Raw genomic sequence first — 22,206 nt, 5'->3', positions numbered from 1 at the left:
ACGGCAACTGGCGGTCATCGCGACACCACGAACTGGATCTGGACTGTCCGGAGATCCGCCCGCTCGTCGCCCAGCACGTTCCGGCCGTCGGCCCCGATCCGGATGCCCGCATGCTCACCAGGCCTCGGGGCAGCCGTGTCTCCACCGCGGTCCTGCGTGACCCCACCCGCTGGGACAACGTCGTCACCAAGCTTGGGTACGAGCACCTGCGCCGCCATGGACTCACGTGGTTCGCCGATGCCGGGGTCCAGGTCCACGTCCTGCGCAAGATCGCCGGGCACGGCTCGCTGACCACCAGCCAGAAGTATCTGCACCCCGACGTGCACAAGATCACCGCCGCCGGCGCCACTCTCTCGGCACACGTCAGCGCGCTGCGCGCCCCGCGCTCCCTGCCGAGCCCGATCGTGGTCGCCCGCTGACACGGCTAAGGGTTCTGGTCCCCAACTGGTCCCCGAAAACGATCAAGGGCCGGTTTCGGATTTCTCCGAAACCGGCCCTGACCTCGACTCTCACGAGTCGGGACGACAGGATTTGAACCTGCGACCCCTTGACCCCCAGTCAAGTGCGCTACCAAGCTGCGCCACGTCCCGGCACCCGCTGACCTGGGGTTTCCCCCGGCTGAGCGTGCACCAGAACCATACCTCACTCCACGGGTGCTCCTCACTCCGCTGCGTCGACCTCCGCCGTACTGGTGGCGGACGGGGGCGCGTTCGGGCGGCCGAGGGCCCCGCGCGGCCCCCGGCCGAATGGGCCGGGAGGGACAATGGGGACGTGGACGATACGCAGCACGACCGCAGGGACCGTGACCCCGAGGGGCGGGCACGCAACGCGCGACCGCGGGACGGCCTGGGCCGCCCGCTGCCGTACGGCGAGCCGGGCGTGGAGCGCCAGCCCGAAGGCGTGGTGCGTACCGGCGAGGACACCGTCGCTGAGGCGCAGCGGCTGCTCGACGCCGGGATGCCCTTCCACGCCCACGAGGTCTTCGAGGACGCCTGGAAGTCGGGCCCGGAAGCGGAGCGCGCCCTGTGGCGGCCCCTCGCCCAGCTGGCCGTGGGCCTCACCCACGCGGCCCGGGGCAACAGGAGCGGTGGGGCGACGCTGCTGCGGCGCGGGGCCACCGGAATCTCCGAATTCCACAACGCCCGCCCGTACGGCATCGATCTGGCCCACTTGGCCTCCTGGGCGAAGGAGTTGGCGGACCGGGTCGTACGGGAGGAGGAGCCGGTGCAGGCCGCCGAGAGCGCTCCGCGCCTGCGGGGCTGACCGCGCGATCACCCGTACGGCAGACTCGGGGCGTGAGAAAGATCTATGTCATCGGCATCGGGGCGGGCGACCCCGACCATCTGACGCTCCAGGCCGTCAAGGCGCTCAACGCGGTGGACGTCTTCTTCCTGCTCGACAAGGGCGAGGAGAAGTCCGACCTGATCCGGCTGCGCCACGACATCCTGGACCGGCACATCACGGACGGCCGGGCGTACCGGCTCGTCGAGGGGCGCGATCCGGACCGCGACCGCAAGGCCGGTGGCGCCGACTACTCCCCCGCCGTCGGTGACTGGCGCAGCCGCCGGGCCGACATCTTCGAGCGGATGATCACCGACGAGCTGGCCGAGAACCGGACGGGGGCGTTCCTGGTCTGGGGCGACCCGGCGCTGTACGACAGCACACTCGGCATCCTGGAGGAGATCCTGGAGCGCGGCACGGTGGCCTTCGACCACGAGGTCGTGCCGGGCGTCAGCAGCGTCTCCGCGCTCGTCGCACGGCACCGCACCGGGCTGAACCGGGTCGGGCGGCCCGTGCAGATCACCACGGGACGGCGGCTCGCGGAGGGCTGGCCCGAGGACGCGGACGACGTGGTGGTGATGCTCGACGCGCACCAGGTGTTCCAGCGGTACGCGCGGGAGGACCCGTACATCTACTGGGGGGCGTACATCGGGACCGCCGACGAGATCCTGGTCTCCGGCAGGCTCTCCGAGGTCTCGGAGCGGATCCTGGAACTGCGTGCCGAGGCCCGCGCCCGGAAGGGCTGGATCATGGACACATATCTGCTGCGCCGCGACTGACCCCGGTCCTGCGACCCGAACGGGCCAGTGCCCCTGCCACGTCCGGTACCACGGGCACCCCGCGCGGCAGGGGCGGGCGACGTACGACGACCGGCAGACCGAGGTCGCGGGCGGCGCCGATTTCGGCGGCGCACGGGTGAGTGGCGTCGGTCACAGTGTCCACCCGGTGCTCGCGCGGCCGGTCGGCCGTTCCCGCAGGCCCACCGAGGCCGCCGGCCCTGACTTCCTCGGCCGACGCCCTGGGATGCGCGACGCGCCCTGCGAACGAGGTGGCGACCCGGAATGCGGGGCGCGGCGCCGGCGTTTGCGCAAGTTGGCGGGCCTGTGCCGTACCGCCGAGTATCAGTACACGGGCGCTGCCGTCGGTGATGCCGTCACGCTACCCGCAGGGCCCCCACCGGACCGTTTCACGAAAGTGGCCCAGGTCACTCCATTCAAGGCGTAACGAAATGGCGCGGGCGTGCGATGAACCCACAGGTGTCGTCGCGCTGCCCGTTACGTCATGCGCCGCCGCCCAGTCATCATTTTTTGCTACGAGAGGCTCCTCGTGTCGGTCAGTCCGTCCCGCCCGTTTCCACAGGAGATTGCGGAATCCCCGTCCTTGATCACGCTCATTGAGCGCGGCAAGGAGCAGGGTCACATCAACGGCGACGACGTACGCCACGCCTTCGAGGCGGACAGCATCCCCGCGGACCAGTGGAAGCGGGTCCTGCGCAGCCTCAACCAGATCCTCGACGAGGAGGGCGTGACGCTGATGGTGACGGCGGCCGCCGCTGCCGCCAAGGCTCCCGTCAAGCGTGCGCGCAAGACCGTCGCGAGGGACGAGGAGAAGCGTCCGGCCAAGAAGGCCGCCGTCAAGAAGACGACGGTCAAGAAGACCGCCGCGGCAGCGTCCACGGCGTCCTCCGCGTCAATACCGGTAGGCGACGGCGCGGACGAGGCTCCGGCCCCGGCCCCGGCGAAGCGCGCGGCGAAAAAGACTGCCGCGAAGAAGACCGCTGCCAAGAAGACCGCAGCGACCGAGGACACGCAGCCCGACGCATGGGCCGACGAATCGGACGAGAAGGACGCGGACGACAAGCCCGCGAAGCCCGCGCAGCAGGGTGACGGCTATGTCCTGTCCGACGAGGACGAGGACGACGCACCCGCGCAGCAGGTCATGGTCGCCGGCGCCACCGCCGACCCGGTCAAGGACTACCTGAAGCTGATCGGCAAGGTGCCGCTGCTCAACGCCGAGCAGGAGGTGGAGCTCGCCAAGCGCATCGAGGCGGGCCTCTTCTCCGAGCACAAGCTGGAGGACGAGAGCGAGCAGGACGCGGTCTTCCGCCGTGAGCTGGAGATCCTCGTCGAGGACGGCCGCCGGGCCAAGAACCACCTCCTGGAGGCCAACCTCCGTCTGGTGGTCTCGCTGGCCAAGCGCTACACCGGCCGCGGCATGCTCTTCCTGGACCTCATCCAGGAGGGCAATGTCGGTCTGATCCGCGCGGTGGAGAAGTTCGACTACACCAAGGGCTTCAAGTTCTCGACGTATGCCACCTGGTGGATCCGGCAGGCGATCACTCGCGCGATGGCGGACCAGGCTCGCACCATCCGTATCCCGGTGCACATGGTCGAGGTCATCAACAAGCTGGCGCGCGTGCAGCGCCAGATGCTCCAGGACCTGGGCCGCGAGCCCACCCCGGAGGAGCTCGCCAAGGAGCTCGACATGACCCCCGAGAAGGTCATCGAGGTCCAGAAGTACGGTCGCGAGCCCATCTCCCTTCACACCCCCCTGGGTGAGGAGGGCGACAGCGAGTTCGGTGACCTCATCGAGGACTCCGAGGCCGTCGTGCCGGCCGACGCGGTCAGCTTCACCTTCCTGCAGGAGCAGCTGCACTCGGTCCTCGACACCCTCTCCGAGCGCGAGGCGGGTGTCGTGTCGATGCGTTTCGGTCTGGCCGACGGGCAGCCCAAGACGCTGGACGAGATCGGCAAGGTCTACGGGGTGACGCGCGAGCGCATCCGCCAGATCGAGTCCAAGACCATGTCCAAGCTCCGTCACCCGTCGCGCTCGCAGGTCCTGCGCGACTACCTGGATTAAAAAACAAGATGCAGCGCCTCGGGCGAGCGGTGGATCAGGGTCGGTCGCCGGACGACCTCCTGGTCCGCCGCGAGGCGCAGGCCGGGCAGCCTGCGGGTGAACAGTTCGAGGGTGAGGCGGATCTGCTCCCGGCCGAGCTGTGACCCGGGGCAGGCGTGCACGCCGCGCCCGAAGGACACATGGCGGGCCGGGGCCCGCGTGATGTCGAAGGTGTCGGGCCGGTCGTGGCGCTCCGCGTCCCGGTTGGCCGACCCGTAGGCGACGAACACAGCGGCACCGGCCTCCAGTGGGGTACCCACGAGGGTGAGCGTAGCTCGACCCGCCCCTGCCCGGCCTTCGTACCGTCCGTGAAGGCGTCGACGTACGCCTCGGCGAGCTCGGCGGCGTACGAGACGACCGCGGCGACGCGGCCGGACGACAGCCCATGGTTGAGCGGAGCCCGGTACTTCTGATGGCGCGGCCCGGCTGAGGTCACGACAGTGGGCCGGTGGCCCATTCCTTCGGCCAGCTCGGCGAGGCGACGAGCCAGGCGTCCGGCTCGGGCACGAAGGTCAGGCCTTCGGCGGCGCGGGCGCGCGCGTAGTGGGGGTAGGGGTCGCGTTGCAGGGCGTCGAGTGCGGCTTGCGCGCCTGTGTCCACACCGCCATCGTGCCCGACCCGGCGGCCCGGGAGAAGTGGGCCTCGCCCGGTCACCGGACCTCAGAGCGTGAACCCGGCCGGGAACGGATCGGTGGGATCGAGCAGGTACTGGCCCATCCCGGTGATCCAGGCGCTTCCGGTCACGGTCGGTACGACGGCGGGCAGCCCGCCGACGGTCGTGTCGCCGATCAGCCGTCCGGTGAAGCTGGTGCCGAGCAGGGATTCGTTCACGAAGTCCTGGTGCAGCGGCAGTTGGCCGCGTGCGTGCAGCAGGGCCATCCGGGCCGAGGTGCCGGTGCCGCACGGGGAGCGGTCGAACCAGCCGGGGTGGATGGCCATCGCGTTGCGGGCGTCACTGACGCCTTCGGTGCCGGGGGCGACGAACTGGACGTGCTTGCAGCCGCCGATGCCCGGATCGATCGGGTGTACGGGCCGGTTGTGGGTGTTGATCGCGTCCATGAGGGCCAGGCCCGCGCCGAGCATCCGGTCCTTCTCGGCCTTGTCGAAGCCAATGCCCAGGTCCGCGAGGGGCAGTACGGCGTAGAAGTTGCCGCCGTACGCCATGTCGTAGCGGACCCGGCCGAGGCCCGGCACGTCGGCCTCGGCGTCCACTTCCAGCGCGAACGCGGGGACGTTCTGGAAGGTCACCGCGGTGGCCCGGCCGTTCTCGACCGCGACCTCGGCGACCACCAGTCCCGCCGGGGTGTCGAGCCGTACCCGCGTGACGGGTTCCGTCACCGCGACCATGCCCGTCTCGACCAGCACGGTCGCCACGCCGATGGTGCCGTGGCCGCACATCGGCAGACAGCCCGAGACCTCGATGTACAGGACACCCCAGTCGGCGTCCGGCCGGGTCGGCGGCTGAAGGATCGCGCCGCTCATCGCGGAGTGGCCACGCGGCTCGTTGACCAGCAACTCCCTTATGTGGTCCAGGTGTTTCACGAAGTACTCGCGGCGCGCCGCCATGGTGTCGCCGGGGATCACGCCGATGCCGCCCGTGATCACCCGGGTCGGCATGCCCTCGGTGTGCGAGTCGACCACGGAGAAGTACCGTGACGCGCGCATCTCAGGCGCCCAGCCGGTGGGCGGCGAGGTGGTCGGTGGCGCGGCGCAGGTCCGCGTCGAGCGCGTCGAGCTGCCCCGCGTTCAGCGGGCCGCGGGGCGGGCGGCACGGGCCTCCGTAGCGGCCGACCGCGTCCATGCTGTGCTTGATGGCCTGGACGAACTCGGTGCGCGAATCCCAGCGGAAGGCGGCCACCAGCGGTTCGTACAGGGCGCGGGCCTCGGCGGTCCTGCCCTGCGTGGCGAGGTCGAAGAGCCGTACCGACTCGGCGGGGAAGACATTGGGGAACCCGGCGAACCACCCGGTGGCTCCCATCAGCAGCGACTCCAGGGCCGCGTCGTCGGCCCCGGCGACGACGGTGAGTCCGGGCGCCAGCTCGGCCAGCTCCGTGACGCGGCGCACGTCGCCCGAGAACTCCTTGACGGCGACCACGTTGTCCAACTTGGCGATCTCCGCGACGACTGCCGGGGTCAGGTCGACCTTGGTGTCGACGGGGTTGTTGTAGACCATGACGGGCAGGCCGACGCTCGCGACCTGCTCGAAGTGGTGGATCACCTCGGAGACGTTCGCGCGGTACATCGTCGGCGGCAGACAGAGCACTCCGTGCGCGCCGTCCTCGGCCGCCTTCTCGGCCCACGCGCGCGCCTGGTGCGAGCCGACGCCGTGCACGCCGACCACCACGATCCCGTCGTCGCCGACCGCCTCGACAGCGGTACGGGCGACCGCGCGGCGCTCCTCGTCGGTGAGCGAGGAGTACTCGCCGAGCGAGCCGTTGGGGCCGACGCCGCGGCAGCCGTTGTCGATGAGCCAGCGGCAGTGCGCGGCGTACTGGTCGAGGTCGACGCGCAGCCCGGCCGGTGCGCTCCGGTCCTCCCGGTAGGGCAGTGCGGTGGCGACGACGACTCCGTCGAGCTTCTCCTGCGTCATTCCTGCTCCTCTTGGCTGATCCGGTCGTGCATGGTGTGGCTGCTCGGGTCGTGGGCGCTCCGGTCGTCGGCGCCCGGGTCATGGGCGGTCCCGGCGAGTTCGCCGAGCCGTACGGGCGTGGCGATCGGGCGGCGGGCGAAGGCGGTCGCGGGGGCGGGCAGGCCGGTGAGTTCGGCGGCGTTGCGTCCGCAGACGCGGCCCTGGCACAGGCCGAGCCCGGCCCTGCTGACCAGCTTCAGCGAGCGGACCCCGCAGGCATCGCGGTCCTCGACGGCGCGGCGCAGCTCGCCGAGGGTGACCTCCTCGCAGCGGCACACAAGCGTGTCCTCGCGCGGCCAGCTCCGCCAGCCGGGCCGCACGGGGTACGCCCGGTCCAGGGCGGCGGCGAACCGGCGCCCCTCGCGGACCTTGCGCATCGCGCGGACCGGGGCCCGGGTGCGGGCACCGAGGAGGCGGGCAGCGGCCGTTCCCGCGACGGTGCCCTCGTCGGCGGCCAGGGTCGCGCCGCCGATGCCGGTCAGTTCACCGGCGGCGAGGACGCCGGGCACGGAGGTGGCCTGGGCGGCGGTGACAGTGACGAAGCCGTCCCGGATCGAACACCCTGCGGCGACGGCCAGTTCGAGCTGAGGGGTGAAGCCGAAGCCCACGCACACCGCGTCGGCCTCGATGCGTCGCGCACTGCCCGGCAGCACGTTCCAGCGGTGGTCGAGGCGGACCGCGGTCAGCCCTTCGAGGCGGTCCTTCCCGTGGGCCTCGACGACGGTGCTGCGGCGCAGGTACGGGATGCGGTGGCGGGCGAGCAGCGCGGCGTAGCCGACGAGTTCGCCCGCCTTGGCGCGCCCGGCCAGCAGTCCGGCGGGCTGCGACAGCCAGCCGGTGAGCGGGTCGTTCGCCTCCAGTACGCCGACCACGCGCGCCCCGACGTCGATCAGGGACGCGGCGATCGGCAGCAGGAAGGGGCCGGTCCCGGCGAGCAGGACCCGTTTCCCCACGGCGACCCCCTGGCCCTTCGCCAGCGCCTGGGCGGCGCCCGCGGTGTACACCCCGGGCAGGTCCCAGCCGGGAAAGGGAAGCGCCCGGTCGTACGCGCCGGTGGCCAGGACCAGGGCCGGGGTGTCGACGCTGCGACCGGGCAGCGCGGGGCCGTCGGCGGGGCCGGTGCGCAGATGGAGGCGGTGGCCGCCGCCGGGTGCGGGCTCCAGTGCCCAGACGACGGTGTGCCCGAGGTGCTCGACGCGGTCCGGGAGCGCGGGTGCGGCGGCGCCGCGCCGGGCGCCGTCCGCCGAACCGGCCGCCGCGCGGCGGGAGTTCTGCCGGTGGTACTGGCCGCCGGGTGCGGCGGCCGAGTCGATCAGCAGCACGTCGGCGCCCGCCGCCGCGGCGGCCCGCGCCGCGTTGATGCCCGCCGGGCCCGCCCCCACCACCACGACGCGGCTCATGACGGCAGCTCCGCGCCGCACTGGGTGCGGATCTCGTCGCCGTCCTCGACGAGCCGCTGACAGGCACGGACGTCCGGGATGCCGTTCACGACGACCAGGCAGTCGTAGCAGACGCCGATCCCGCAGAAGATCCCGCGCGGCCGGCCGCCGCCCCTCGTCGTACGCCAGGACACCCGCCCGGCGCCGAGCAGCACCCCCGCGACGCTCTGCCCGGACTCCGCGGGCAGCTCCTCACCGTCCAGCCGCACCTTCACGCCGGCACCTCCTCCATGACGGCCGGGCGGTCCACCCGGAACGGCCCGGGATCGACCGCCGGCGCCCGGCCCGCCCACAGGTCGGCGATCAACTGACCGGTGGCGGCGGCCAGTCCGATGCCGGCGCCCTCGTGCCCCGTCGCGTGCCACAGGCCGGGCAGCCTGGGGTCCTCGCCGATGACGGGCAGATGGTCGGGGGCGTACGGCCGGAATCCGCCGTACGCCCGCATGACCGGGACCTCGGCGAGCACCGGGAACAATCCGACGGCCTTGCGCGCCAGTTGGCGCAGCACCTCGACCCGCAGGGTCTCGTCGAAGCCGACCCGCTCGCGACTCGATCCGATGAGGACGGTGCCCGCGCGGGTCGACTCCACGACGGTGGATGTCTGCAGGTCCGCCTCGCCGCTGGCGACCGCGCCCACGTAGTCGGCGTCGTAGACCTTGTGCCGCACCGTGCCGGGCGGCAACGGTCCGGTGACGAGCACCATGCCGCGCCGGGGCAGTACGGCGATGGCCGCTCCGGCGGCAGCCGCGAACCGGCCCGCCCAGGGGCCGCACGCGTTGATCACCGCGCCACAGCCGATCCGGCCCCGGTCCGTGCGTACGCCGTCGACCGCGCCGGCCGCGTCCCTGGTCACGCCGAGCGCCGTCACCCCGGCGAGGACCCGGCCGCCCCGGGCCCGTACCGCGGCGAGCAGGGCGGTCGCGGCGAGCACCGGCTGGAGCTGGGCGTCCTCGGGGTAGTGGACGGCGGCCGTGACGTCCGGCGTCAGATGCGGCTCCCGCTCGGCCGCTTCGGCCGGGCTCAACGGGTATGCCAGGACGCCGGCCGTGCGCTGCGCCGCGGCGAACGCGGCGAGCGGCGCGAAGGCGGCCCCGGTGGTGGCGACTACCAGGCCGCCCTTGGGCTCCCACTCGGCTTCGGCGAGCGTGGCGCCAAGCAACTCCCCCAATTCGGCGAGGAGTTCGGGCCAGCGGCGGCGGGAGGCCCGCGCGAGGTCCAGCTCGGGTCCCGGTGCCTTGTCGGACAGCAGTACGTTGCCCTCGCCCGCGGCGGTGGTCCCGCTCGCGGGGGCGCCCCGGTCCAGCACGGTGACCCGCAGCCCTTCGGCCGCGAGCGCCTCGGCGCATACGGCGCCGATGATGCCGGCGCCGACCACCACCACGTCCGGGAGAACCATCCGCCCCACCTCCGTTCATTTAAATGAACGGTCGTGACACTAGGGAGCGCCCTCCAGTCGCGTCAACCCCTCGTGCGCACAGAGCAGTTGTCCGGCCGGGTACTCCAGCATCAGTACCGAGGTCACCGGCCCGCCGACGGTCTCATACACGTGCGGCGACCGCGCCGGGAAGGACACGTAGTCGCCCGGCCCGAGCTCGTACGGCGCGTCCGGCGGGCCGACCCGCAGCCGCCCGGCCGTGACCACCACGTGCTCCCGCCCGGGATGCCCGTCCGACCGCTGCACCTCGCCGGGGCGCACCCGCTGGTCGTAGAGCTCGATGACCCGGTCGGTCAGGTCCATCCGGCGCAGCAGCCGCAGGTCCACCGCGTTGCTGCTGAGCACTTCGAGGCCGTCCGAGCGGACGAGCACCACGTCGGGGTCGGTCCGCTCGGTGAGAAGCGAGGACACCGGCACCCCCAGGGCGTTCGACAAACTGAACACCGTCTCGATGGTGGGGTTTCCGGTACCCGACTCCAGCTGCGAGAGCGTGCCCTTCGCGATCCCGGACTGCCGCGCCAGCCCGGAGAGCGAGACACCGGCCCTCTCCCGCAGCGCCCGCAGGTTCGCCGCGAGCACTCGTCCCGCCTGTTCCCGGACCACCGGACCCCCTCCTCGGTTGCGTTGCGGGGAGGCTAGCGGGGTTTTGGAGTCTCAGGGAGCCCGGGAATCCCGGGAGGTCAAGGAATCAGGAACCGGTCCGCCGCCAGCGCCGCCAGCAGGCCCACGCCCAGCAGCCAGCTGCCCAGCCGGGTGCGCCCGCGGCGGCTGAGCTCGACCACCACTCCGCACAGGATCAGGGCGAGCCCGTACACCCCCACGACCAGCACCGACGACCGGCTCGCCAGCCGCACCACCAGCACCACGGCCAGCGCCAGCATCAGCACCGACGCCGCGGCCATCCGCAGCCTCCGGGCCTGACTCGGGGCCCGTCCGGGCCGCGCGGGCGCGGGACTCTCCGCAGTCTCCGCCGAGCCCTCCACGCGGGGCGCCGCCGACGTCTCCGCCCCGGTCTCCGCACGGAGCTCCGCCGGAGCCTGCGCCTGGGCCTTCGGCGGGGTGTCCGCCCGGGCTCCCAGCGCCCCTTCCTGATCCGATCCGCTCATGATCAGGAGCGTAATCGCTCACGGCGGCCCCCGTACGGCGGCCCCGGACACCCGGGCCGACGGGCCCATCGGCGCCCACCCCCCGCACCTTCGCATCAGCACGCACGTGCGATAGATTTCGGCTCGCCTCGACCACGATCAACTTGACCCGCGGAGACTCGACTTTCATGGAAGACATCGTCAACGGACTTGGCCGTGCGGCTGCTTATGGCGCCCTCGGCGTGGTGCTGCTGACCCTCGGCATCTTCCTGGTGGACGCCCTGACCCCCGGCAAGCTCGGCCGGCAGATCTGGGAGGAGCGCAACCGCAACGCCGCGCTCCTGCTCAGCTCGGCGCTCCTGGGCATCGGCGGCATCGTCTTCACGTCGATCTGGACGACGTACAACGACTTCGGCAAGGGACTCGCGTCGACGGCCGCCTTCGGTGTGCTCGGTCTCGTCATGATGGCGGTGGCGTTCCTGGTGGTCGATCTGGTCACGCCGGGCAAGCTGGGAAAGACACTGGTCGAGAGCGAGCCGCACCCGGCGGTCTGGGTGACCGCGTCCTGCAACATCGCGGTGTCCGCGATCATTTCGGCGTCCATCGCCTGACCCCGGGCCGGGCACCACCGAACCGGCAACCGAGCACCACCACGCAGAAGGCCGCCCCCGGCACCAGGGGGCGGCCTTCCGCGTACACGGGACCCATCCGTCACCCTTTCGGTTACTCCTCGCACACAGCCAGGAGCCGAGCGTGCAAAATTGGCGATTCTAAACCCGCCGCGAGGGTCCGTGCAGAGGGTTGCGTGAATATGCCGTCGCCCCGATCCGATCTGGTTAAGCTCGCTCAAAGCGCGCCGAGTTGATATGAAATCACGCACTTGTTCCCAAGTGCCCTGATGATTCGAAATCATCCCCGCATCGACCGCCAGAAGGTTTAAATGGTTCGTGTTGAATCGTCTCCGACCGACCGAGAATCCAACTTCGCCCGCGCACTCCTGCCGCCCGTCCTCCTGATGGCCACGGTCACCGCCGTCGCCCTGGCGCTCGTGCCGGAGCCCGCACGGATACCTGTCGCCTGGTTCGGGGCACTGGCCACCGTCGTGGTGACCGCGTTCGCCGCGGAAGTGACCCGCCGCGGCCGGGCCATGAGGACGCTGCGCGCCGAGTACGACCAGCGACTCGCCCATCTCGAACAGTGCGTCGTCGGCCACGACAAGGAGACCCTGCGACTCAGCAAGGTCCTGCTGCCGGCCGCGATCCACCGGCTGCGCCGGGGCGAATCACCCGCGGAGGTGATCCGTGCGCTGGTGGACGGGGACCCGGCGTACCGCGATCTCCCCGAACCGCAGCGCGATCTGCTGCGCTCCGTCCTCGACATCGTCGACACCGAGGAGGCCATGCGTGAGTCCGCGCAGCGCGCCTTCGTCAACATCGCACGCCGCGTGCAGGCCATCGTGCACCAACAGGCCAGTGAGCTGCGGGAGATGGAGGAGGCCCACGGGCGCAACCCGGAGGTCTTCGACGACCTGCTGCGCATCGACCACGGCACCGCGCTGATCGGCCGGCTCGCCGACTCCATCGCCGTCCTCGGCGGCGCCCGGCCCGGCCGCCAATGGCCCAAGCCCGTACCGCTGTTCAGTGTGCTGCGTGGCGCGATGTCCCGGATCCTGGAATACCAGCGCGTCGACCTGCACTCGATCGCCAAGGTCGCCATCGTCGGCACGGCCGTCGAGCCGCTGATCCACGCCTGCGCCGAACTCCTCGACAACGCCACCCGTTACTCGCCCCCGCAGACCCGGGTGCACGTGACCGCCGTGGAGGTGCAGACCGGCATCGCCATCGAGATCGAGGACGGCGGGGTCAGCCTCAGCGAGGAGGCACGGACCAGGGCCGAGCGCATGCTGGCGCAGGCCCAGGCGGGCATCGACCTCAATGACCTTGGTGAGACCCCGCGGCTCGGCATGGCCGTGGTCGGCAGGCTCTCCCAGATGTACGACCTGCAGGTCTCGCTGCGCCAGTCCGCGTACGGCGGGGTCCGCGCGGTGCTCATCGTCCCGCGCGACGTGGTCACCACAGGACCGGCCCCCGGCATCGCCCACGGCATCGGCGCCTCCGCCGTTCCCCGGCAGGGCTCGTCCGGGCTGCCGTCCCCGGAAACGCTGCGGGTGCCGATGCGGACCACCGCACGGCCGCCCCGACCGGTCGCCGGGCCGCCTCGGCCGGTGCCCGCCAAGGCGGCCATGGAGGAGGACGCCCCCGTGGTGACCGAGTGGACCCCGGGCGGGCTGCCACAGCGTCGCAGCCGCATCCGCGCACCGTACGGCTCCCACGCGGTGCCGGCCGCTGCCGAGGAACTGTCCGCATCGACGTACAACGGCACACACAACGGCCAGGGCACCAACGGCCACGGTCCGGAGAAGGAACCCGAGCCGGGCATCTGGCTCGAGGCGTTCACCAAAGCAGCCAACGGAACACCGCGGGGCCCGTCGACCGACGAGGAACCCGACGATGCGTTGGACAAGGGAGATCTCAAGTGATCCAGCAGCGGGCCAATATGGACTGGATGCTCAAGGAACTGGCCGACGGGGTACCGCAGGTCCAGCAGATCGTGGTCCTCTCCGCGGACGGCCTGCGCATCGCACGGCACGGCGGCGACCCGGACGTCGCCGACCGGCTCGCGGCGGCCTGTGCGGGACTGCAGAGCCTGGCCGCCGCGGTCGCCTCCGAGATCCCGGACAGCGACGGGCGGATGCGACTGGTCGTCATCGAGGTCAGCGGCGGCTTCTTCTACCTGATGGCGGCCGGAACGGGCGCGTACCTCGCGGTGCTCGCGGACGAGACGGTGGACGCGGGCCTGGTGGGGGCCCGGATGCGGGACATGGTCGTCCGTATCGGCGCCCACCTGACCAGCCCGCCTCGGCACGACGGGCAGGCCGTATGACTTCTCCTCGACGAGAACGACGAGAACCCGAACCGGAACCTGGTGATCCGGAACGGCTCTACGTGATCACGGGGGGCCCGGACGGAGCGGCCCGGGCCCCGCTCGACCTGGTCACGATGGTCGTCTCGCGCACCGAGCCCACTCCGACGGTCCAGCCGGAGCAGGCCGCCATTCTGCGGCTGTGCCGGGCGCCGCTGTCCGTGGCCGAGATCTCGGCGTATCTCAGTCTGCCGTTCAGCGTGGTGACCGCGCTGCTGACCGAGCTCCTCTCGACCGAACTGGTCGAATCGCGGGCGCCGGTCGTCCGCGCCGCCCTGCCCGACCGGTCCCTCCTCGAAGCGGTGATGCATGGACTCCAGAAGCTCTGACACGGTCGTCGGCCCCCGCAGCGAGGATGTTCTCCCCACCACCGCCACGGCGGCGGTGAAGGTCGTCATCGTGGGCGGGTTCGGGGTCGGCAAGACCACCATGGTGGGCTCGGTGAGCGAGATCCGTCCGCTGACCACCGAGGAGACCATGACCCAGGCCGGGGTCGGCGTGGACGACAACTCCGGGGTGGAGAGCAAGACCGCCACCACCGTGGCCATGGACTTCGGCCGGATCAGCCTCAGTGACGAGCTGGTCCTCTATCTCTTCGGCACCCCTGGACAAGAACGTTTCTGGTTCTTGTGGAACGGCCTGTTCGAAGGCGCCCTGGGCGCGGTGGTGCTGATCGACACCCGCCGCCTGGAGGTCAGCTTCGACGTGATCGGGCGCCTGGAGGAGCGCGGTGTGCCGTTCGTCGTCGCCATCAACACCTTCCCCGACGCGCCCCAGCACCCCGTCGAGGCACTGCGTACCGCCCTCGACCTGCCCGCCGAGGTGCCGATGGTGGACTGCGACGCGCGGGGGCGCGGGTCCAGCCGCGATGTGCTGATGACCCTGATGCGCTATCTGCACACGCTGGCCGTGCCCCTCGCCTGACCGGTCCCGCGTCCGCCGTCTCCCCGTACCCGCCACGCCTCTGGAGTGACCGTGACAACCCCTGATCCCCATCTGCCCGGAGCGGACGACGGAGCGGTGCCGCCGCCCGGGTGCCCGGCCCACGGGCTCGGCAACGTCGGCGGCGTCGGCCCCGGCGGTCTGCGCCGGCTGTACGGGTCCGAGCACGAGAGCGACCCGATGGGCCTCTACGAGAAGCTCCGCGCCGAACACGGCCCGGTGGCGCCCGTGCTGCTGACCGGCGACGTACCGGCATGGCTGGTGCTCGGCCACAGCGAGAACCTGCACATGACCCGTACCCCGTCGCAGTTCTCGCGCGACTCGCGGCGCTGGCGCCACGTCCTGGACGGCACCGTGGCGCCGGACCACTCCCTCGCGCCCATCTTCACCTGGCAGCCCCTGTGCGTCTTCGCGGACGGCGCGGACCACGAGCGGCTGCGCGGCGCGGTCACCGACAGCATCGCGCGCATCGACAGCCGCGGCGTGCGCCGCTACATCAACCGCTACAGCAACCGGCTGGTCAACGACTTCTGCCAGGACGGCCGCACCGACCTGGTGAGCCGGTTCGCGGAGCATCTGCCGATGATGGTGATGTGCCAGATCCTCGGCATGCCCGAGGAGTACAACGAGCGCATGGTGCAGTCCGCGCGGGACATGATCAAGGGCACCGCCACGGCGAACGCCAGCAACGCGTACGTGATGGGCGTCCTGACAAGGCTGGTGGACCGGCGCCGGGCGCGGCCCGAGGAGGACTTCACCAGCTGGCTCGTCGAGCACCCGGCCGGGCTCACCGACGCCGAGGTGAGCCAGCACCTTCGGCTGGTGCTCATCGCAGCGTACGAGACCACCGCCAACCTCATCGCCAACGTGGTGCGCATGGTGCTCACCGACCCGCGATTCCGGGCGCAGCTCAGCGGCGGTCACATGACGCTGCCCGAGGCGGTCGAGCAGACCCTGTGGGACGAGCCGCCGTTCACCACGATCCTGGGCCGCTGGGCGGTCGGTGACACCGAGTTCGGCGGCCAACAGATCAAGAAGGGCGACGCCCTGATCGTGGGGATGGCCGCCGCCAACGCCGACCCGGTGGTACGGCCCGATCCGCACGCCTCCATGCAGGGCAACCGCTCCCACCTGGCCTTCAGTGGAGGCCCGCACGAGTGCCCGGGGCAGGACATCGGCCGCGCCATCGCCGACACCGGCGTCGACGCCCTGCTGATGCGCCTGCCCGACCTTCAACTCTCGGTGGACGAGCACGAGTTGAGGTGGAGCAGTGCGCTCATGTCCCGGCATCTGATCGAGCTCCCGGTGGAGTTCGCCGCGCGTCCGCCGCAGGACGTGGGCGGCCCGCCGACCACGGCGTCGACCACAGCGCCGAGGCCGGACTGGCAGGTGGGCTCGCCGCCCAGGGTGACCGTGCCGGCGCCCGCCGTGGCCCCCGCGCCCGCCTATCCGCCGGGCGCGCCCACGGCCGGCGCCGGCATTCCGGCGCAGCGCGGGCCCGGGGCGCCCAAGCGGCTGTGGCAGTCGCTCACCCGGTGGTGGCGCGGCTACTGACCTCAAGCTGGTCCCACCACCAGGCGATCGTCGGGAGGGGAAGCGGTTCCAGGCTGTCGTCGGCCGGGCGCTGCTTCCACCACCCCTCCGGGCGCGTCTCCTCGCCCGGGGCGCCGGGGACGACGTAACGCGGGCAGGCGGACGCCCAGTCGAGGTGACCGCGGATGAACTGGCCGAGGCCGTGGAGATAGCGGCGCAGTCCACCGTCGGCGTCACTCAGCACCTGCTCGCGCAGGCGGAGGAAGAGCACCATGACGCGGTCGCGCATCGCCACCGCCTCCAGGAGCGCGTCCGGCGGCTCGCAGCCGAGTTCCTGGCACAGCACGTCGATCAGATTGAGGTTGTCGTCGGCGCGCAGCAGTTCCTTGTTGCGGGAGTAGAGATCGTTGTCCCAGCTGACCAGCGTCCAGGTCATCTCGGTGAGGGCGCGCACCCGCGGATCCTCCAGGTCGTGGTCGGGCACGGAGTAGCCGGCGACCACTTCGATCAGCGCGGTGGACGGCGCCATCCCTATGGCCCGCATCCACAGCGTGACGTAGTCGTTCAGCGAGGGAAGCCCGGGACTGCTGCGCCAGGACGCCTCCCACACCAGCCCCGAGGTGTAGACGCGCATGGCGTCGGTCCAGCGGCGTATCTGCTGCCGGGACGCGTACCGCTCCAGCTCAAGCCGGAGGAGGCGCAGTGCTCCGGTGTGCGGTGAATCGTCGGGCGACTCGGTGGCCGGCACCTCGACGGCCCGCAGAATGCGCGAGGTCTCCTGCGCCAGCACGTCGGCAGTGACGAAGGCCTCGTCGCACACTCCGTCGTCGAGCGAGAAGAGCACGGCATGGAATTTGGCCATGAGCGTGAGCGGTTCGAGCTGCCCGTAGGACATGGTCGACGCCGTGAGACCGCCGAAATCACAGAGGGCCAGTCGTTTGCGCTGCAGCTCATCGGTGTCCAGGTGTTGCTGAAGCATCCAGCGGACGGTTGTCTCGTTCAAGGCCTGGGCGGACGGGTGCACGACGGAGGGGACGGGACAGTAGAAGGGAACTGCCGGCAGTTGCTGGGCCTGACGGTGTGTCGAAACAACGGTCATGATCGGCCTCCTCTGGTGCGCCCCCCGTGTACTGGGACGTATATGCCCATGTCCGATCATCAATAACGATACAACTGGCCACCGCTTGAACCAAGTTGATCGGTTGCTGTACGGACTCTTCGGGTTCAGAGGGGGAGTGTACGTACCGCCCGCGACTCGGCACTGCACCGAAAGATGCGGATATTGCGCATGACTGATGCTCCAGTCAGTACCGCAATTTTCGGCAATAATCCTTGCCGGATCCGACCACAGCGGAACATCGGCGTTGCGATTAGCTCAACGGACAGGTACGGTCCGACCATGCTGGAAGAACCTGGGAGCCGCATCGGTGACGCCCGTGGCGAGGTGGCCGAACGCGTGCGGAAAGTGATCGCTACCGTCGGTGTGAGTCAGCGCGAGTTCGCCCGACGAATCGTCATGGACCCCTCCAAACTGTCCCGTTCACTCGGCGGAGCCCGCAGGTTCACCGTGGCCGAATTGGCCCGCATCGCCGACACCGCGGAGGTGGACGCGGCCTGGCTGCTCGGGTCACGCACCGAACCCGCCGCCGTGATTTCCACCGTACGACGCCACCGCACCACGTCCGTCGCGGCGCCGGAGGGCGGCAGGCCGCTACAGATCGTGCGCGAGACGGTACGGCTCATCGCGGAGCGCGGGTTCCATGCCGTACGGGTCGCCGACATCGCCGAGGCCTGCGCCACCAGCAGCGCCGCCATCCACTACCACTTCCCCGGCCGGGACGAACTGCTCGAAGCGGCCGTGCGCTGGTGCATGGACGAGGACACCACCCGCCGGGCCGCCCGTATCGCCGAGGCCGGCGATGCCGCGGACGAGCTGCGCCAGCTCATCGAGCTCCAGACGCCGTACACCGCGCAGCAGCGCCGGCAGTGGAGCGTATGGCTCGACCTGTGGGCGGAGGCGGCCCGTTCGACCGCGGTCGGACAGCTGCACGCCGAGTACTACCGGCAGTGGCGCACGACGGTCGCCGACGTCGTGCGGCGCGGCGTCGACCAGCGGGTCTTCCGCGCCACCGACCCGGAGGCCGCCGCATTGCGGCTCACCGCGCTGATCGACGGGCTGGCCACCCAGGTCCTCGCGACCGCGCCCGGCGACGCGGGCACCGGCCCCGACGACATGCGGGCCGCGCTGCTCGGCTACGTGGACGCCACCCTGTCCGCCCGCCCCTGAACTCCGTACCCCACCACATCCCCCTGCCCCAACTCCTCAAGGAGCGGATCCCCCATGCCCATGAACCAGGACGTCATCATCACCTGCGCCCTCACCGGCGCCGGCGACACCGTCCGCAAGAGCCCCCACGTCCCGGTCTCCCCAGAGCAGATAGCCCGCTCCGCCGTCGAGGCGGCCGAGGCGGGCGCCGCCGTGGTGCACATCCACGTCCGCGACCCCGAGTCCGGCGCCCCCTCCCGCGACCCGCTGCTCTACCGCGAGGTCATCGAGCGGATCAAGGAGACCGGCACCGACGTCGTCATCAACCTCACCGCGGGCATGGGCGGTGACCTGGTCATCGACCCCGACGAGCCGCTGAAGCAGCTGCCCGGCACCGACCTGGTGAGCGGCCTGGAGCGGCTGCCGCACGTCGAGGACCTGCTGCCCGACATCTGCACCCTGGACTGCGGTTCGCTCAACTTCGGCGACGGCAGCAACCTCTACGTCTCCACCCCCGACATGCTGCGTACGGGCGCCAGGCGCATCCAGGAGCTGGGCGTGCGGCCCGAGTTGGAGATCTTCGACACCGGGCAGCTGTGGTTCGCCAAGCAGCTCCTCGCCGAGGGCCTGCTGGACGACCCGACCGTCTTCCAGCTGTGCATGGGGGTTCCATGGGGCGCCCCCGCCGACCCGGGCGTTCTGCAGTCGATGGTCAACATGCTGCCCGGCGGCGCCCAGTGGGCCAGCTTCTCGCTCGGCCGGATGCAGATGCCGTGGGTCGCCCAGTCGATTCTGCTCGGTGGACATGTCCGGGTCGGCCTGGAGGACAACCTCTACCTGGGCAAGGGCAACAAGGCCACCAACGCGCAGCTGGTGGAGCGGGCCGTGACGATCACCGAGGCGCTGGGCGCCAGGGTCGCCACCCCGGACGAGGCCCGGAGCAAGCTCGGCCTGAAGCCGCGCGCCTGACCTCCCGCCGCACGCCGTACGTACCTGCCGAAGGACCCGCCTCATGACTGTCACGACACCCCCCGCCCCCTGCGCCCCCCAGGACGTACGCCGAGTCGCCTGCGTCGGCGCCGGCGTGATCGGCGGCGGCTGGGCCGCCCACTACCTGGCCCGCGGCTACGACGTCACGGCCTGGGATCCGGCCCCCGACGCCGAGCAGAAGCTGCGCCGGCTGGTGGCCGCCGCCTGGCCCGCCCTGGTGCGGCTCGGGCTGGCCGTCGGCGCGTCGCAGGACCGGCTCACGGTCACCGCGACCCTCGAAGAGGCCGTCGCCGACGCCCAGTTCGTGCAGGAGAGCGCCCCGGAGAAGCTGGAGCTCAAGCGCGATCTGCTGACCCGTCTCGACGCGGCCGCGCCCGCCGGGGTCATCATCGCGTCCTCCACCTCCGGCTACCCGATGACCGACATGCAGACCGACGCCGCCGATCCCGGCCGGCTCGTCGTGGGGCATCCGTTCAACCCGCCGTACCTCATCCCACTCGTCGAGGTCGTCGGCGGCGAACGCACCACGGCCTCGGCCGTCGCCTGGGCCTCGCGCTTCTACGAGGTGGCGGGCAAGTCCGTCATCACGATGCGGCGCGAAGTGCCCGGGTTCATCGCCAACCGCCTCCAGGAGGCCCTGTGGCGCGAGGCGCTGCACATGGTCGCCAACGGTGAGGCGACGGTACGGGAGATCGACGACTCGATCACCGAGGGCCCCGGTCTGCGCTGGGCGTTCATGGGCCCCATGCTCACCTTCGCGCTCGCGGGCGGCGAGGGCGGCATGGCGCACATGCTGGACCATTTCGGTCCCTCGTTGAAGTCGCCGTGGACCCGCCTGGAAGCACCCGAACTGGACAGGAGTCTGTACGACGCGGTGGTCGCCGGGTGCGACGACGCGGCGGACGGCCGCACCATCGCCGATCTCGTGGCGGAGCGCGACCAGGGCGTCATAGACGTACTGCGGGCGACGGGCCGGCTGCCGCAGCAGCGCACGCAGCAGCAGGAGGAGACCAAGTGACGACCGAGCCCCTGCCGCTGGTGCGGCACGCCGTAAGGCCCGAGTGGATCGACTACAACGGCCACATGAGCGAGGCGTTCTACGTCCTCGTTTTCGGCTTCGCCACGGACGCCATGATGATCGAGACCGGGCTGCACTCCGAGTACCGGGAGAGCACCGGCTGCTCCCTCTACACGGTCGAGGCACACATCCGCTATCTGCGCGATGTCAGCGAGGGCGCCCAACTCGCCGTCCGCACAAGGCTGCTGGGCGCGGACGCCAAGAAGGCCCGCTTCACCCACGAGCTGTACGTCGTTGACGTGGCGGACGCGGACCCGGGGCCGGAGGCGGAGCCGGTGGCGACGACCGAGCTGCTGGCCATCCATGTCGATCAGCGGGTGGGGCGCGCCGCGCCGTTCCCGGAGGCGATCCGGCAACGGCTGACGGCGCTGGTGGAGGACGCACCGCAATGGGCGGGGCGCTCCATCACCCAGGTCCCTCGTCCGGGCCGCTGATCAGGCCGGGCGCCGGACGCGAAGGGCCGCGAGCAGCGCCCCGAGGGTGAGTGCGCCGAGCGCCAGGGCGATGCCCGGATAGCCGGCCAGGCCCAGGCCGACGCCGCCCAGCGCGGCGCCCGCGAAGACGCCGAAGCTCATGCCGGCCGCGTTGACGCTCAGCGCGGTACCGCGCAGGGTGGGGCAGCGCCGGACGAGGAGAGTGGTGACGCAGGCGGCGACGGTCGCGTGCGCGGCGGCGGTCACGGCCGTCAGCAGCAGAGCGAGCCACAGCGTGTGGGTGAAGAAGAAGCCCACGAGCGCGGCGAGCCCCACCACCAGGGCGCCGGTCATCATCCGTTCCGCGGTGATGCGCGGTCCGGCGGCGCTCATCGCCCGCCCGGTGAGGAGATTGCTGAGGAAGAAGGCCGTGCCGCTGAGCGTCCACACCAGCGCGAACGGCCCCGGGGACAGCGCGAAGCGCTCGTCGTAGAACGCGGCGAGATAGGCGAGGTAGCCCATGAACGCGGCCGTCCGCAGCAGAGCGACGAGCAGCAGCGGGACCGCGCCCGGTACGGCCGCCAGCGCGTTGAACGACGCGCCGTAGCCCAGGCGGGGGGTGTGGCGCGCCGGTTCCCGGTGCGAGCGCCCGCCCTTGACGAAGAACACCGCGGTCAGCAGCGCCGCGGCGACGGACACGGCAAGGAGGTTGCCCTGCCAGCCCCATAGGAGCGCGGGCAGGGCGACCAGCGGCGCCGCCATCAGCGCGGTGAACGACTGGGTCGCGGTGACGAGGGTCGCCGCCCGGCCGGCGGCGGCGCCGTCGCCGAAACGGTCGGCCGCCGCGGCCGTGAGCGCCGGGTTGAGTACGGCCGTACCGGCGCCGACGAGCAGGCAGAAGGCCGCGAGGAACAGGAACTCCCCCGTCGCGCCGAGGAGCGCGGACACCGCGAGCAGCGCGAGGCCGCCCGCAGCCGCCCACTCCTTGCGCACCCGGTCGATGAAGGGGGCGAGCGCGGTGCCGACGGCCAGCGCGGCGAGGCCGCCGAGGCCGCGCAGCTGGCCCATGGCGGCGACGCCGGTGTCCGCCGCGTCCGCGATGGGCACGAGGTAGGTGCTGAAGACCGTGAAGGGCAGCAGCCCGACGGCGGAGGCCAGCATGACCGGCCACAGCACCCGGGCCATCCGGAGGTCACTGGGCACCGCCTCGGCGGAATCGGTCGCCACGCCCCCCT

The 22,206-nt window shown here is 71.5% G+C and carries 25 protein-coding genes, 1 tRNA gene and 1 pseudogene; 14 read left to right on the top strand and 13 right to left on the bottom strand.

Annotation, left to right across the window (positions count from 1 at the left end):
- Positions 1–110 precede the first annotated feature (110 nt).
- On the top strand, positions 111–419 hold the full coding sequence (locus ACLLJJ_RS38500) for a tyrosine-type recombinase/integrase (RefSeq protein ID WP_434599368.1): 309 nt from the start codon (positions 111–113) through the stop codon (positions 417–419).
- A gap of 97 nt (positions 420–516) precedes the next feature.
- Here the strand turns inward: ACLLJJ_RS38500 and ACLLJJ_RS38495 are convergent.
- Positions 517–590 (bottom strand) — tRNA-Pro (locus ACLLJJ_RS38495).
- A gap of 181 nt (positions 591–771) precedes the next feature.
- On the opposite strand from ACLLJJ_RS38495, the gene ACLLJJ_RS38490 reads away from it, so the two are divergent.
- Positions 772–1,263 (top strand): DUF309 domain-containing protein, encoded by a 492-nt coding sequence (locus ACLLJJ_RS38490; RefSeq protein WP_434599367.1) that lies wholly within the window; start codon positions 772–774, stop codon positions 1,261–1,263.
- A 32-nt stretch (positions 1,264–1,295) separates the two neighbouring features.
- Positions 1,296–2,060, top strand: a complete 765-nt coding sequence (gene cobF / locus ACLLJJ_RS38485; protein ID WP_434599365.1) for a precorrin-6A synthase (deacetylating) — start codon at positions 1,296–1,298, stop codon at positions 2,058–2,060.
- On the opposite strand, the gene ACLLJJ_RS38480 is transcribed toward cobF, so the two are convergent.
- Positions 2,029–2,403 carry a precorrin-6A/cobalt-precorrin-6A reductase gene (locus ACLLJJ_RS38480; protein WP_434600641.1) on the bottom strand — a complete coding sequence of 125 codons (375 nt, stop codon included), beginning with the start codon at positions 2,401–2,403 and terminating at the stop codon, positions 2,029–2,031. The genes cobF and ACLLJJ_RS38480 overlap by 32 nt on opposite strands.
- 204 nt (positions 2,404–2,607) lie before the next feature.
- Here ACLLJJ_RS38480 and ACLLJJ_RS38475 point away from each other — a divergent pair, with 204 nt between their 5' ends.
- On the top strand, positions 2,608–4,140 hold the full coding sequence (locus ACLLJJ_RS38475; protein WP_434600640.1) for an RNA polymerase sigma factor: 1,533 nt from the start codon (positions 2,608–2,610) through the stop codon (positions 4,138–4,140).
- On the opposite strand, the pseudogene ACLLJJ_RS38470 reads toward ACLLJJ_RS38475, so the two are convergent.
- The 9 genes and pseudogenes from ACLLJJ_RS38470 to ACLLJJ_RS38430 all read right to left on the bottom strand — a co-directional run.
- Positions 4,137–4,448 (bottom strand): annotated as a pseudogene (locus tag ACLLJJ_RS38470) (cytochrome P450); the annotation flags it as partial. The gene ACLLJJ_RS38475 and the pseudogene ACLLJJ_RS38470 overlap by 4 nt on opposite strands.
- Before the next feature lie 163 nt (positions 4,449–4,611).
- The gene (locus ACLLJJ_RS38465) at positions 4,612–4,779 is read right to left on the bottom strand and encodes a hypothetical protein (RefSeq protein ID WP_434599364.1); all 168 of its coding nucleotides are present in this window, start codon (positions 4,777–4,779) and stop codon (positions 4,612–4,614) included.
- A 60-nt stretch (positions 4,780–4,839) separates the two neighbouring features.
- Positions 4,840–5,844: a proline racemase family protein gene (locus tag ACLLJJ_RS38460; RefSeq protein ID WP_434599363.1), complete on the bottom strand. Its 1,005-nt coding sequence runs from the start codon at positions 5,842–5,844 to the stop codon at positions 4,840–4,842.
- Position 5,845: 1 nt separating this feature from the next.
- A complete protein-coding gene (locus ACLLJJ_RS38455) occupies positions 5,846–6,769 on the bottom strand; it encodes a dihydrodipicolinate synthase family protein (RefSeq protein ID WP_434599362.1) in 924 nt (307 codons plus the stop codon).
- A complete protein-coding gene (locus ACLLJJ_RS38450; protein ID WP_434599361.1) occupies positions 6,766–8,208 on the bottom strand; it encodes an FAD-dependent oxidoreductase in 1,443 nt (480 codons plus the stop codon). Before ACLLJJ_RS38450 ends, ACLLJJ_RS38455 begins: the two co-directional genes overlap by 4 nt.
- On the bottom strand, positions 8,205–8,540 hold the full coding sequence (locus ACLLJJ_RS38445; protein WP_434599360.1) for a (2Fe-2S)-binding protein: 336 nt from the start codon (positions 8,538–8,540) through the stop codon (positions 8,205–8,207). The genes ACLLJJ_RS38450 and ACLLJJ_RS38445 overlap by 4 nt, the downstream gene beginning before the upstream one ends.
- Positions 8,459–9,643 carry an NAD(P)/FAD-dependent oxidoreductase gene (locus ACLLJJ_RS38440; protein ID WP_434599359.1) on the bottom strand — a complete coding sequence of 395 codons (1,185 nt, stop codon included), beginning with the start codon at positions 9,641–9,643 and terminating at the stop codon, positions 8,459–8,461. Before ACLLJJ_RS38440 ends, ACLLJJ_RS38445 begins: the two co-directional genes overlap by 82 nt.
- A gap of 39 nt (positions 9,644–9,682) precedes the next feature.
- A complete protein-coding gene (locus ACLLJJ_RS38435) occupies positions 9,683–10,285 on the bottom strand; it encodes a helix-turn-helix domain-containing protein (RefSeq protein ID WP_434599357.1) in 603 nt (200 codons plus the stop codon).
- Between the two features lie 77 nt (positions 10,286–10,362).
- Positions 10,363–10,788, bottom strand: coding sequence for a hypothetical protein (locus ACLLJJ_RS38430; RefSeq protein WP_434599355.1), 426 nt, complete (start codon positions 10,786–10,788; stop codon positions 10,363–10,365).
- A 167-nt stretch (positions 10,789–10,955) separates the two neighbouring features.
- On the opposite strand from ACLLJJ_RS38430, the gene ACLLJJ_RS38425 reads away from it, so the two are divergent.
- From ACLLJJ_RS38425 to ACLLJJ_RS38400, 6 genes are all read left to right on the top strand, one after another.
- Positions 10,956–11,378 carry a DUF350 domain-containing protein gene (locus ACLLJJ_RS38425; protein ID WP_434599354.1) on the top strand — a complete coding sequence of 141 codons (423 nt, stop codon included), beginning with the start codon at positions 10,956–10,958 and terminating at the stop codon, positions 11,376–11,378.
- 329 nt (positions 11,379–11,707) lie between these two features.
- Positions 11,708–13,306 carry an ATP-binding protein gene (locus ACLLJJ_RS38420; protein WP_434599353.1) on the top strand — a complete coding sequence of 533 codons (1,599 nt, stop codon included), beginning with the start codon at positions 11,708–11,710 and terminating at the stop codon, positions 13,304–13,306.
- Positions 13,303–13,710 carry a roadblock/LC7 domain-containing protein gene (locus ACLLJJ_RS38415; protein ID WP_283522526.1) on the top strand — a complete coding sequence of 136 codons (408 nt, stop codon included), beginning with the start codon at positions 13,303–13,305 and terminating at the stop codon, positions 13,708–13,710. The genes ACLLJJ_RS38420 and ACLLJJ_RS38415 overlap by 4 nt, the downstream gene beginning before the upstream one ends.
- A complete protein-coding gene (locus tag ACLLJJ_RS38410; RefSeq protein WP_434599352.1) occupies positions 13,707–14,078 on the top strand; it encodes a DUF742 domain-containing protein in 372 nt (123 codons plus the stop codon). The genes ACLLJJ_RS38415 and ACLLJJ_RS38410 overlap by 4 nt, the downstream gene beginning before the upstream one ends.
- Entirely contained in the window at positions 14,059–14,673 is a 615-nt protein-coding gene (locus tag ACLLJJ_RS38405; RefSeq protein WP_434599351.1) for a GTP-binding protein, read from the top strand. Before ACLLJJ_RS38410 ends, ACLLJJ_RS38405 begins: the two co-directional genes overlap by 20 nt.
- Before the next feature lie 51 nt (positions 14,674–14,724).
- Positions 14,725–16,245, top strand: a complete 1,521-nt coding sequence (locus ACLLJJ_RS38400) for a cytochrome P450 (RefSeq protein ID WP_434599350.1) — start codon at positions 14,725–14,727, stop codon at positions 16,243–16,245.
- On the opposite strand, the gene ACLLJJ_RS38395 is transcribed toward ACLLJJ_RS38400, so the two are convergent.
- The gene (locus tag ACLLJJ_RS38395; RefSeq protein WP_434599348.1) at positions 16,220–17,323 is read right to left on the bottom strand and encodes a terpene synthase family protein; all 1,104 of its coding nucleotides are present in this window, start codon (positions 17,321–17,323) and stop codon (positions 16,220–16,222) included. The genes ACLLJJ_RS38400 and ACLLJJ_RS38395 overlap by 26 nt on opposite strands.
- A 300-nt stretch (positions 17,324–17,623) precedes the next feature.
- Here ACLLJJ_RS38395 and ACLLJJ_RS38390 point away from each other — a divergent pair, with 300 nt between their 5' ends.
- Genes ACLLJJ_RS38390 through ACLLJJ_RS38375 form a run of 4 tightly spaced genes read left to right on the top strand, consistent with a single transcriptional unit; the run spans position 17,624 to position 20,992 of the window.
- Complete coding sequence (locus tag ACLLJJ_RS38390) at positions 17,624–18,511, top strand: TetR family transcriptional regulator C-terminal domain-containing protein (protein WP_434599347.1); 888 nt, start codon at positions 17,624–17,626, stop codon at positions 18,509–18,511.
- A 54-nt stretch (positions 18,512–18,565) separates the two neighbouring features.
- Positions 18,566–19,459 carry a 3-keto-5-aminohexanoate cleavage protein gene (locus tag ACLLJJ_RS38385; RefSeq protein ID WP_434599346.1) on the top strand — a complete coding sequence of 298 codons (894 nt, stop codon included), beginning with the start codon at positions 18,566–18,568 and terminating at the stop codon, positions 19,457–19,459.
- Between the two features lie 43 nt (positions 19,460–19,502).
- Positions 19,503–20,498: a 3-hydroxyacyl-CoA dehydrogenase NAD-binding domain-containing protein gene (locus tag ACLLJJ_RS38380; protein ID WP_434599345.1), complete on the top strand. Its 996-nt coding sequence runs from the start codon at positions 19,503–19,505 to the stop codon at positions 20,496–20,498.
- Positions 20,495–20,992, top strand: a complete 498-nt coding sequence (locus tag ACLLJJ_RS38375; RefSeq protein ID WP_434599343.1) for a thioesterase family protein — start codon at positions 20,495–20,497, stop codon at positions 20,990–20,992. The genes ACLLJJ_RS38380 and ACLLJJ_RS38375 overlap by 4 nt, the downstream gene beginning before the upstream one ends.
- On the opposite strand, the gene ACLLJJ_RS38370 is transcribed toward ACLLJJ_RS38375, so the two are convergent.
- On the bottom strand, positions 20,993–22,156 hold the full coding sequence (locus tag ACLLJJ_RS38370) for an MFS transporter (protein ID WP_434600639.1): 1,164 nt from the start codon (positions 22,154–22,156) through the stop codon (positions 20,993–20,995).
- Between the last annotated feature and the right edge of the window lie 50 nt (positions 22,157–22,206).

The organism is Streptomyces sp. A5-4, assembly GCF_051131715.1.
Classification (GTDB): Bacteria; Actinomycetota; Actinomycetes; order Streptomycetales; family Streptomycetaceae; genus Streptomyces.
This window is presented reverse-complemented; position numbering and strand designations above follow the sequence as displayed.

Coding starts and splice junctions, on each gene's coding strand:
- ACLLJJ_RS38500 (WP_434599368.1), top strand. CDS start 111: ATGCTCACCAGGCCTCGGGGCAGCCGTGTCTCCACCGCGGTCCTGCGT.
- ACLLJJ_RS38460 (WP_434599363.1), bottom strand. CDS start 5,844: ATGCGCGCGTCACGGTACTTCTCCGTGGTCGACTCGCACACCGAGGGC.
- ACLLJJ_RS38455 (WP_434599362.1), bottom strand. CDS start 6,769: ATGACGCAGGAGAAGCTCGACGGAGTCGTCGTCGCCACCGCACTGCCC.
- ACLLJJ_RS38450 (WP_434599361.1), bottom strand. CDS start 8,208: ATGAGCCGCGTCGTGGTGGTGGGGGCGGGCCCGGCGGGCATCAACGCG.
- ACLLJJ_RS38440 (WP_434599359.1), bottom strand. CDS start 9,643: ATGGTTCTCCCGGACGTGGTGGTGGTCGGCGCCGGCATCATCGGCGCC.
- ACLLJJ_RS38430 (WP_434599355.1), bottom strand. CDS start 10,788: ATGAGCGGATCGGATCAGGAAGGGGCGCTGGGAGCCCGGGCGGACACC.
- ACLLJJ_RS38425 (WP_434599354.1), top strand. CDS start 10,956: ATGGAAGACATCGTCAACGGACTTGGCCGTGCGGCTGCTTATGGCGCC.
- ACLLJJ_RS38420 (WP_434599353.1), top strand. CDS start 11,708: ATGGTTCGTGTTGAATCGTCTCCGACCGACCGAGAATCCAACTTCGCC.
- ACLLJJ_RS38410 (WP_434599352.1), top strand. CDS start 13,707: ATGACTTCTCCTCGACGAGAACGACGAGAACCCGAACCGGAACCTGGT.
- ACLLJJ_RS38405 (WP_434599351.1), top strand. CDS start 14,059: ATGGACTCCAGAAGCTCTGACACGGTCGTCGGCCCCCGCAGCGAGGAT.
- ACLLJJ_RS38395 (WP_434599348.1), bottom strand. CDS start 17,323: ATGACCGTTGTTTCGACACACCGTCAGGCCCAGCAACTGCCGGCAGTT.
- ACLLJJ_RS38390 (WP_434599347.1), top strand. CDS start 17,624: ATGCTGGAAGAACCTGGGAGCCGCATCGGTGACGCCCGTGGCGAGGTG.
- ACLLJJ_RS38385 (WP_434599346.1), top strand. CDS start 18,566: ATGCCCATGAACCAGGACGTCATCATCACCTGCGCCCTCACCGGCGCC.
- ACLLJJ_RS38380 (WP_434599345.1), top strand. CDS start 19,503: ATGACTGTCACGACACCCCCCGCCCCCTGCGCCCCCCAGGACGTACGC.
- ACLLJJ_RS38370 (WP_434600639.1), bottom strand. CDS start 22,156: ATGGCCCGGGTGCTGTGGCCGGTCATGCTGGCCTCCGCCGTCGGGCTG.